Genomic DNA, 6,879 nt, shown 5'->3' on the forward strand with positions numbered 1-6,879 from the left:
AGCTTCCCTTTGCGGGCAACCTGACCATCGGGCTCATTGAAGACCCCGAGAGCTGCGCCCAGCCGCTCTCGGGCGCGTGCTCACCGCGCGTGTTGCTTGATCCGCCGAGCCGCACGCTCATGACCTACGATCCCTCAACGGTGCTGGCAGACGCGCTGCTGGCGGACCTGCAGTATCTGATTCCCCCGGCGGTCGATTCCTTCGGCGCGGGCTACACCTGTCCGCCCACGTTGCCGCCGATGGCGGGCGGAACGCCGGCGCCGCCGCCGTACATCACCATTACCTATCCCTCGATCACGAGCTTCGCCGATCGTCCCTACGGACGTTTGTGCGATCCGCTGGTGAGCGACGACCTCAACCGCGATGGTCGGGTGGGCACCTCCGCCGGGCAGAACCTCTGCGGCACCGGTGCCAGCATGGCGCCGTGCGACCCGCGCGCGGGCAACGGCGTGCATTCGACCGCCGACTTCTTCAACGAGCTCGACAACGATCCCGACGGCGTGGGCAGTCCCGCCGACATCGGCATCGGACGCCAGGGCGATATCGGCTTTGTGATGATGGATGACGTCGTCACCATCGGCGGCGTGGACGGGCTCGATGAGGCCTTCCTCGACGGCGTGGCCGATCTGCTGGCCGCCGACGATCCGGCCTATGTGGTCGATCACGAGAACGAAGGGCCCGCGCCGCTTCGCAATCGATTTACCGTCCGGTCTCCCGGCGCCGGCATTTCGCCGGAGGTGGTGGACCTGCTGACGGCGCTTGGTGAGCTGTTCTTCGAAACACAATTCTAGGGCATTCTGGTGGGTGATTCGGGGATCTGAGGTGATCCGATTCATGGTTTCCAGCCCGGGAATGTGGTACATTTTGGGTACTGAGGACTTCGTCCGAATTTGGTGGTCGATGGCCAGTGTTGGCGTGTACGCGCCCACTGGCCGCAAGTTTTCCCGCGAGTGTCCGACAAATCGGACATAATGCGGTGCGGCAATGCGCGAGTCGTCGGCATGCCTGCATGGGTGGTTGGTAACGTGCTGAATTTATTGTCACTTTTAACATTCACGAAAAAACGAATCTGTGAGATTTGTGGTGTGCGGTGGGAATGGAATTTGCACGGATAAAAGGTCGGAAAGATACCGGTGTGAGCGGCGCGCTCAGGTGGAAAAGAGCGCACTGGCAGGTGGAACGCAGGGGTTTGAAGCCAGACCTCGCACGGGATGGGAAAGGTTAGACCGATGAGGCACACAAAATACATCAAGGGGCTCGGCGCCGTTCTGGCGGCGCTGGCAATGGCCCTGCTGACCGGGGATCGGGCCCAGGCCCTCAACCCCGCCGGCGGGGATTACCTGGACGTCACGTTCGTCCAGGAAGATGCGGGCGCCGCCGTTCTGGGCAGCGTCTGCGCGGGTGCCTGCAACGAAACCAACGCCCCTGCCGCCAACCGGATCTCCACCACCGGTTACACCCTGACCCTGCAGGGCCTGATCGCCAGTTCCACCGGAACCCCGAAACTCGATGCCGGATGCTACGTTGCCTCGCTTCCGTGTCTCGATTTCAACATCGCCTCCGGCAATGGCGGCTACCAGGGCACCCAGGGAACGACTTCAAACCCGTTCCTGTTCAGCAACAACTTCAGCATTTCCTATGATTTCTCCAGCGGCGTCGTCGTGGGAGACTCCAGCTTTACGCTGGAAGTGACCGTCTACCAGGACGTCGCGCAGACCACGCCGCGCACGACCGAGCGCTTCGTCGTTGATTTCCAGGACCCAACCTCGGCCGAGCCGGTGGTCTGCTTCACCAACATTCCGAGCGTCAACGAGCTGGGTCGCCGCACGACGCGCAACTCCAGCTTTGCCGCTGCCGGCCGCGTCGAGCCCAACCAGTCGGGCACGGCGGTTCCCAATCCGATTGCTTCCCAGTGGGTCGGGACCTGCGGCATGGCCGTCAGCGGCGCCGATGATAAACTGGCCAACATCCAGCTCAGCGTGAATGGCGGCGCCGGCGCGACCTTCACCTCCGACGTGCCCGGATCTGCGGCCGGTTGTGACGAGCCCGTTCCCCCGACCAGCACCACCACCGCCTGCGATGATCAGGGCGGCGCGCACTATCCCAATGGCACGTTCACCATGGGTTCGGTCAGCCTGTCCTCGGGCGCGGTGACCACGCTCTCGCTGCAGGCCCAGAACGACGCCGGCCTGATGTCCATGGGCGGCCAGCGCTTCGCCGGCGGCCTTCGCGACGCATTCGACCTCTACCTCGACAACTCGCCCCCGACCCTTGGCAACGGAAACTTCACGGTTCTCGAACCCGACCTGAGCACCCGTCAGAACTTCAACGCCGCCACGCCCATTACGGTTTCGGCGGCGGTTGGTGATACGACGGTCAACCTGTTCGGCACGATGGCGGACTCCGATCCCGGTCGCATCGCCTACGTGGGCTACCAGTATTCGAGCAATGCCGCCGTTTCGAACGTGAACGCGCAGAACGGTGAAATCGTCGTATCGATCGAGGATTACAAGGCATTTACCGACAATGGGCGCGCCACCATGAAGGCCGGCGACTACGTCCACTTCGATTCGGCTTCGGCCAATCCCAACAACGGCATGAACTTCCGCATTCACACCATCAGTGAGCGGACGATCGGCATTTCCGGTGAAGCGGCGCTCACGCATGCGGGCGCCGCGAGCGTCGGGCCCTTCAACGGCTCACTGGCCTTCGACATGATTTCGAAAGACGGCGCCTTCAGCCTTCAGAACGAAACCACCAGCGAGATATGCACCGACGGAGATTTCGACGGCGTGCTGACCTGCGGAAGCGGCGGCACTGGCACGATCGACTATCGCACGGGTGAGTTCAGCGTGACCTGGAATGCAGGGCTGGCCAACAGCGACAGCATTCTGGCCGACTACAGTCGCATCTATGCCTTCACCCTCGACCTCAGCGGGAATTCCTACCTCGGAAGCCCCAGCCTGCCGGGCGAGCAGATCAACCAGGTTCGCGTCATTCAGGTGCTCAACAGCACGGCCTACCAAGTGGTCGTCAACGGCCAGACCTACGGGATTACTTCGAGCGGTGCTGCCACGGCCGAGGAAATCGCCACGAACCTGGCCGCCTGCCTCACAACGCCTGCGACCTGCAGCGCTCCGCCGGTCGATCAGGGCGTAGTGGGCTATCCGGTCAAGGACATCGACGGCAATCTCAGCGTCATTCAGATCGAGCCCGCAACCCTGGGCGATACCTTCGATCTCTCGATCGCCGGTGGTTCAACCGCCCGCATGCAGTTCGTCGCGCGCTCCATCGAGGGCATTGCACTTGAAGATGGCGAGCAGACCGTCGACATCGCCGTCCCGGCGGTGCAGGCCAACACGCTCTACACCGTGACGATCAACGGCAACGATTACATCATCGATTCGGGCGCGGGTCCGACGGACATGACCATTCTCCAGGCGCTGAGCGATTGTATCTCCGTGCCGGCTTCCAACTGCGTGAACGTGCCGCCCGCGCCGGTGGGGATTTCCCTCTCGGGTCCGGCGGCCAGCCGCCTGACGATCGCCGATTCCACGCCCGGCAGCGCTCCCGCCTCGGGCTTTACCGTGTCGGTGAGCAGCAACCTGGTGGCTGCGCCCGAGGGCGCGACCTACGTCGTGCGCCGGAGCGCCTATGCTGCGCTTCGGGCGGTGAGTGCCAGCGGTGGCGGCGTCATCGATTTCAACGATGCCTCGGGCATGAGCGCGCGCGCCTTCGACACGATGCTTACGCGCGGCGCGCTGGCCACCGGCATGACGAGCGGTGACTGGGTCCTCTTTGCGCCCAACGATACGCGCAACGCCAACCGCCGCTTCCGTATCCTCGCCGTGAACACGGGCGCGCGCACCGTGACGGTCTCCACCACTTCGGTCGGTGGACAGAATCTCGACATCAATTACTCCGGCGGCACGCCGAAGGCATTTATCATTCGCGAGAGCAGTGGCCGCGTCGATGGCGACGATGCCACGCTGGGTTACGGTTGCGGCCGTTGCAACGGCGAGTCCTGGGGCGTGGATCTCGATCTTCGCCAGGGTTCGAAGCTCTTCGACATGAGCGTTTTCGACGACGCCGGCAACAAACAAACGACGCCCTGGGCCGCCGATGTCGCCTACGATCCGATCATCGTGACGGCGGATGCGCCGACTCTTCTGATCGACCGCGTCTGGCTCTATCCGGATGTGGCTGCGGCGATGGGGGATACGACGGCCAATCTCTCGCCGGCCAATGCCTGCGATCCCGACGGAATCGGTGCCGGCGCCTACAACGGCAATGCCTGCAGCGCGCTGGTGAATCCCGGTTGCCATGAAATGTCGCTCGATCCCGATCCGGTCGGCAGCGGCGCGCTGGCCACCGGCAATACCATGGCGAGCTGGTCAACGGTGGTGATCCCCGGAGACCTGACCTCCACGCTGGGACTGAGCATCAGCGATTCGTTTATCTCCAGCGCGTTTTCCGCGCAGGTGCCCGTTCCCATCCTGAGCGTTTCGTTTGGCGGCGGTAATACGACCATCACGATTCCGACCACGACGACGACCAGCATGACCGGCAGTTACGAGATTCTGCGCGCGCAGCCGATGCTCGATCGTGTGGTGGGTCAGTGCACCGGCGTGAAGGTTGTTGGTCGAATCATCCTCGACCAGGACCCGAGCGTCCCGGCCTATCCCGGCGGTCAGGTGCCGGCCTTCACGTTCGCCGGCGCCGATCTCTCGGCAAACGTCATCCACGACCCGCTCTTCGGCGACGGAAAGCACTTCATCTGGTACGCCAACACCGACGTCCCCACGGAATACAAGATTCCTGACGAGAATATCATCCCGCGCACCAACGCCGTGCCGGCCACACCCGATGTGTTCGATTATCTCGACGGCACCGCGATGGTGACCACCGGTTGTGCCGCGCTTCCGGCCAGCACGGTGACCAGTCGTGTGACCGTCTTCGGTCAGGATCTGGTGGCGGGCTCGGGTGTGGGGAGCAGCGACGAGGTGGTCCTTGAAACCACCGATGGCACCTTCGGTCCCTATCCGGTGATCTGCGCCCGCGTGCTCGCCGGCGATACGATCATCGAATTCCAGCAGACGACCATCACCGGCAACCCGATCGAATACTGGGTGCCGCGGCCGGCGGCGCAGGCGCTGACGACTTACAATGTTCTGGTTCAGCAGGACAATGTCTCGAACGAGCCGACGACGGCAGCAACGACCGGGTTCGATCTCGACCGCACGGCGCCGAGCATGGGCGTTTCCGGATTCATTGAAGATCAGCGCAACGTGAACTTTGCGCCGAGCGTCGGTATTTCCGACGCCCACCTGGCGTTGACGCCTCCGGCCGTCAATGCAGGGGGCTCCGATCTCGACCTGACCAACCCCGGCCAGTGGTCGCTTGCGACAGGGACCAACAGCGACGACTGCGTCAGCAACACGACGGCGACGCAGATCACGATTCTGGGCCAGAGCGTCGCGGCCTCGATCGACCCGGTTACCGACATGGTGGTCTTCGAGACCAACGGCGGAACCTTTGGTCCAACGCCGGTGCTCCTGGCGGCGAACAGCGCGGGCAACACCGTGCTCACGATCGGTGAGACCTGCGTCAATGCCGGACCCACGGTGGCCGCGCAGAACCTGCGCGTGGTTCGTCCGAGCACCCGCATTCGCCTGTTCCGCGCCACAGATCTGGCCTCCAACGTCTCGCGCCTCGAAGTGGACATCGATGCGATGACCAACGATCCCACGGGCGGCGACGCCTTTGGTGTTCCGCTGGTGCTCGAGAGTGAAGACGCGACCTGCGACGATGTCGGGCCGATCCCCGACCCGCAGTGCGATGGCATTCCCGTGGCACCGATCCCGGCCTGTCGTTCGAGCTTCTACACGCTTCCGAACAACTACAATCCGCCCCGCACCTGCGACGATCCGCCGGCCTGCACCGTGGGCGGTCAGTACCCCTATCGCGTGATGTGCGAAATGCCCATCACCACCTACAACGCATTCAACAACGTCATCCTCGGCAACGATGAGGATGAGCGTGGCAGCTACCGCTTCGAAATTTACGCGGCTGATACCGCGGTGCCGCCGAACGTGCTGGCATTCCCCAGCGCAGCGGGCGATACCGGCCCGATCGATCTGCATTTCTCCGCGGTCATCACCGATTCGCAGGCCTTCATCAACGATTTCGTGCTGATCTTCCTCAACGAAGGCGGTTCCGAGCTCAATCCCCTGGACCTGTGTCCGCCCGATCTGCAGGGCGATCCCCAGTCGCTGTTCGAATGCCTCATCGATCCGGCGTTCACGGTGCTCTCGGACAACCCGACCGATGTTCGTGAAGGCGAGAGCGCGCTGGGCTTCTTCTTCGAAGCCATGTCCTTTGTCATCGGTTCGCCCGAGGGAACCACGACCACCGGCAGTGACGACGCGGCGTTCAACTCCATGGCGCAGACGGCGCTCAATGCGTTCGAGCAGCTCTTCCCCAGCCTCTTCAACGACGGCGCGGTGGATTCCGACATCGCGACCTTCCTGAACCTGCTCAAGAACGGCATCGACCGTCGCATTTTCGATGAACTGACGACCATCACGATCAGCGCGCTGATCGATCCCGACAACGACGCGCTGACTCCCGACGGCATCGAGTCGCTGGAGCCGTTGATTCAGCACATCATGCAGAATGACGGCGGCGGCTTCCGCGTTGCCGTCAACGACGATGGCACGACGTCCCTGGGCGTGCAGGACAAATCATCCTCGCCCTTCATTCGCCTGACTCCCGCGATGCTCGACCTGCTGAGCTACGAAGACTTCCGCGGCACCATCGATGTTGCCAACGAGCTCCGTTTCCTGAGTGTGCCGCAGATCAATGATCTGGGAACCATTA

2 protein-coding genes are annotated in these 6,879 nt (G+C 63.2%); both read left to right on the forward strand.

Annotated features, from left to right (window positions below; genetic code table 11):
- Positions 1-791, forward strand: a 791-nt coding sequence (locus KDH09_10800) for a hypothetical protein (GenBank protein MCB0220173.1), incomplete at its 5' end; no start/stop codon positions are given.
- A gap of 438 nt (positions 792-1,229) precedes the next feature.
- Positions 1,230-6,879 (forward strand): hypothetical protein (locus tag KDH09_10805; protein ID MCB0220174.1); only part of this gene is annotated, 5,650 nt, incomplete at its 3' end.

It is taken from the genome of Chrysiogenia bacterium (genome assembly GCA_020434085.1).
Taxonomy (GTDB): domain Bacteria; phylum JAGRBM01; class JAGRBM01; order JAGRBM01; family JAGRBM01; genus JAGRBM01.